2 protein-coding genes are annotated in these 3,669 nt (G+C 59.5%); both read right to left on the minus strand.

Annotated features, from left to right (window positions below):
• Positions 1-2,251: beta strand repeat-containing protein (locus EWM57_RS20685; protein ID WP_394345438.1), on the minus strand; the 2,251-nt coding region annotated here is incomplete at its 3' end.
• A gap of 830 nt (positions 2,252-3,081) precedes the next feature.
• Positions 3,082-3,669 (minus strand): T9SS type A sorting domain-containing protein (locus EWM57_RS20690; protein WP_129923199.1); only part of this gene is annotated, 588 nt, incomplete at its 5' end.

The raw sequence follows: 3,669 nt of genomic DNA on the forward strand, positions 1-3,669 counted from the left end.
CCTGGAAGCCGGCCGGGGCCGTTACCGTCACGGGCGTAGTGCTCAGGTTCGAGCCGTTCAGCACGTAGGTTTTGGCCGCCGAGGGCGTACCCACGGTCGTCGTCAGGCCGCTGATTTCGGTGGGCGACGTGGCGGGCGAGGTCGTGGCAGTCAGGGTAACGACGGGGGCCGCTACCGTAATCTTCACTTCGTTGGAGGTAACAGAGCCGCAGGCTGCGAAAGTCGATACTACTTTCACGTAGTAGTCGCCGGCCGTGGCAAAGTTAGGCGTGTAGTTCAGGCCGGTAGCACCCGTGATAGGCGTCAACGTGGTGCCGCCCGACGTGGTCGAGTATACCCACTGGCGCGAAGTGGCAGCCGGAGTTTCGGTGGCAGTCAGCTGGGTGCCGTTGGTGTTGGTCTGAATGCTCTGGTCGGCGGTGGGGGCTACCGTTACCGTCGGGTTGTTGACGATGGTAATGGCCACCGAGTTGTCGCCGGTTAGGGCAGCATCCGTTGATACTACGCGCAGACGGTAGCCCGTGCCGTTGGCCGTGCCGGCCGGAATCGAAACGGGAATGGTCAGCTCGGCACCACTGCTGGTAGAAGCCAGCGTGCCAACGACAGTCGGCGTGGCGAAGGAGCCCGTGGGGCCCGACAGCTGCACCTGGAACTGGTTGCCGGCGTTGAAGGTACCGGTTGGGGTGAACTTCACGTCGAAAGCCGCCGCGGCACTGCTCACGCAGAAGGCCATACCGGTAAAGGTTGGGGCCGTGATGGGCGAAGCGTAGTTGGTGATGTAGATATCGTCGATGTTGATGCGGGCACTACTAGCAGTGCTGGTCGTGCTGATTTTCAACCGCACCCCACCGGTTTTATTCGCCGTGAACGTGAAGGCCGTGAGCGTGGTCGTCAGCGTGGGCGCGGTACCGGTGATGTCGGTGTAGGTGAGGCCGCCATCATTGGAAATTTCCACCTTAAACGACGAGCTGGTGTTGTCGCCGCTGAAGATGCCGGCGTTGACCGTGACCAGGCCGGCGCCGTTGGGCTTGTCGAAGTTCATGGCAATGAAGCCGCCCCCGGTCGTGGTGCCCTGAATCCGGGCCGACTTCGTTCCATTCTTCCGGTCGGTGGTACCCGTACCGATAAGTGCGTTGTCGAAAGTCCAGGTACCGCTGGCCAGGGTAATATCACCGGTCGTGTAGTTGCCCTTCGAACCAGCCTCAAAGTCCTCAAAGGGAGGTGCCGTTGTGGTAAAGCTCTGGTCGGCGCCGTAGCCCGTGCCGGCCGTATTGGTGGCGTAGGCGGCAACGTAGTACGTCGTGTTAGCCGTCAGACCGCTCAGGTTGGCCGTGAAGCTACCTGTACCGCTGCCACTCACGACGTTCGTTACGCCGGTGCCGCCCAGGCGGGGGTTGGGCGTGGTGCCGTACACAATGCCACGGACCGTAACGGCGTCGCCGCCATCGGCTGTGATGTTACCGCCCGAGGTGGCGCTGGTGGCGGCAATGGCCGTTACCGGGTTCGTCGTCAGGGTAGCAACGACTGGCGGGGGCAGAGTCGTGAAGATATCGTCGTTGCCATAGCTGGTGCCCACGCCATTGATGGCATAAGCCGCTACGTAGTACGTGCTGTTGGAGGCCAAGCTGGCCAAGCTGGCCGAGAAGGCACCGGTCGTACCGGTAGCCGTAACTTTGGTTGTGCCTGAGGCTCCAACGCGAGGATTAGGCGAGAGGCTGTACACGAAACCCCGCTCAGTGATGGTCGAGTTGTTGGCCGACGTCACGTTGCCATTGGCCGTAGCGCTGGTAGCGCCGATGGCGGTGGTGGCAGTGGTAGTTACCGATGGTGCGGCAGTTACGGTGAAGCTGCCGCCGGGAACGGTATAGTTGGTGGTACCATCCGAAACAACAACAGAGCCGGTGGTATTGCCAGCGGCAACTGTGGCGGTAACTGCGGTGGCCGTAGCGGAGCCGAAAGTGGCCGCAGCCCCGTTAATGGTTACGCTAGTAATCGTGCTCAGGTTGGTGCCTGTAATAGTAATCTGCGTGCCAACCGGGCCGGAGGCCGGGTTGAAGCCAGTGGGTGTAGGAGTAGTATTGCCCGCAGCCGTCACAACGAAGGTAGCCGCGTTGGAAGCAGTACCCGTCGTGGTATTTTTTGCGGTTACCGGGAAGCTACCATCCGTGGCCACGAGACTGGCTGGTACTGCTGCGGTCAGGCTCGTGGCCGAAACGTAGGTGGTAGTCAGGGCCGTCGTTCCGAAAGACACCACGGCCGTGCTGGCGAATTTGGTCCCGTTTACCGTCAGAGTGAACCCAGGGCTGCCAGCAACGACAGTCGTTGGATCAATAGAAGTAATGGTAGGCGTGTTCAGAACACCGGTAATAGCGATGTTGTCAACCCCTACCCCTATGCTGTTAGTTGCTCCCGGATCTTGAATGCGGACAAGAACCTGCGTACCGGTGTAGCTTGTCAGATCATAGTTAAACGAGGAAAAGGAAGAGCTATTTGGAACAGCATTAGGCGTCAAAGTGGTGTAACTGCCCCCATTGTTTACCGAAATAGCGACGTTAATCACGTTGCTGCTACCTGTAGTACCCCCGAAAGTTCGCGCCGAGAAAGTCAGCGTCTTGGTTCCGTAAGCAGTAAAGTTCAGCGCTGGGGAAATCAGCGTCGGAGACGAAGCAGAAGTAAACTGCAAATAGCCACCCGCAGTATTCTGCGTGATGTTTGTATGCGTCCAGCTTGGGTTGTTCGCAATGACACCATCGTGAGTCGGCGTGATACTAACCGCTTGCCCCCACCCTACCAGCGGGCACAAAAGCAGCAGCAGCAACAGGAATTTCCACGGGGGAGAACCGGGCCGGGTGAAGCGCGGTAGCAAAGTAGAGGTTGCAATCATATGGGGAAGGGTGTGAATTAGGAGCGTACTTAGGGAATATAAACCTACCACGAAAGCCGCAAAGTTACAACTGCTTCTAAAGGGGGTACCAAGCTCAAGTGTTATGGAATAGTTAAACCTGCGCCCTAGGGCAAAAAAAAGACCTTTCCTGTAGGCTAGGAAAGGTCTTTTTTTTAGCGGCGGCTAGCGCCTGATGGTTAGTTCTTCACCACGCGGCGCATAATCTGCTGCGGGCCTTCGCCAATGGTCACCAGGTACACGCCGGCCGACAACTGGCTCAGATTGAGCTTACCATCGGCACCGAGGCGGGTCTGGAGCACCGTACGGCCGGTCAGGTCGGTCAGGCGCACGGGCTGGTTCGGGTTGGTCCAGGTTTTGGGCAGCTCGATGGTCACCTCCCCTACCGTGGGGTTCGGATACAGGGCGAAGCCGGCCAGGGCCTGGCCATTCAGCGTCGCCGTTTCCATGAGGATGGTAAACACAACGGGAGCTGAAGTGCCTCCTCCTGGAGCCGGATTGGTTACCGTAACGGGCACCGTGCCAGCCACCATGACGGCGCTGGCCGGAACCAAGGCCGTCAGCGACGTAGCCGACACAAAGGTCGTCGTCAGCGCAGTGCCGTTGAAGTTCACCACCGAGGAGCTCAGGAAGTTGGTACCCGTCAGCGTGATGGTAAACGACGGAGTGTTGCGCGCCACGCTGTTCGGGGTCATGCTCACGATGGTCGGCACCGGATTCGGTACGATAACCGTGAATACGCCGGTCGAGGTAGCCGTGCCGCCGGG

Source organism: Hymenobacter persicinus (assembly GCF_004167665.1).
Classification (GTDB): domain Bacteria; phylum Bacteroidota; class Bacteroidia; order Cytophagales; family Hymenobacteraceae; genus Hymenobacter; species Hymenobacter persicinus.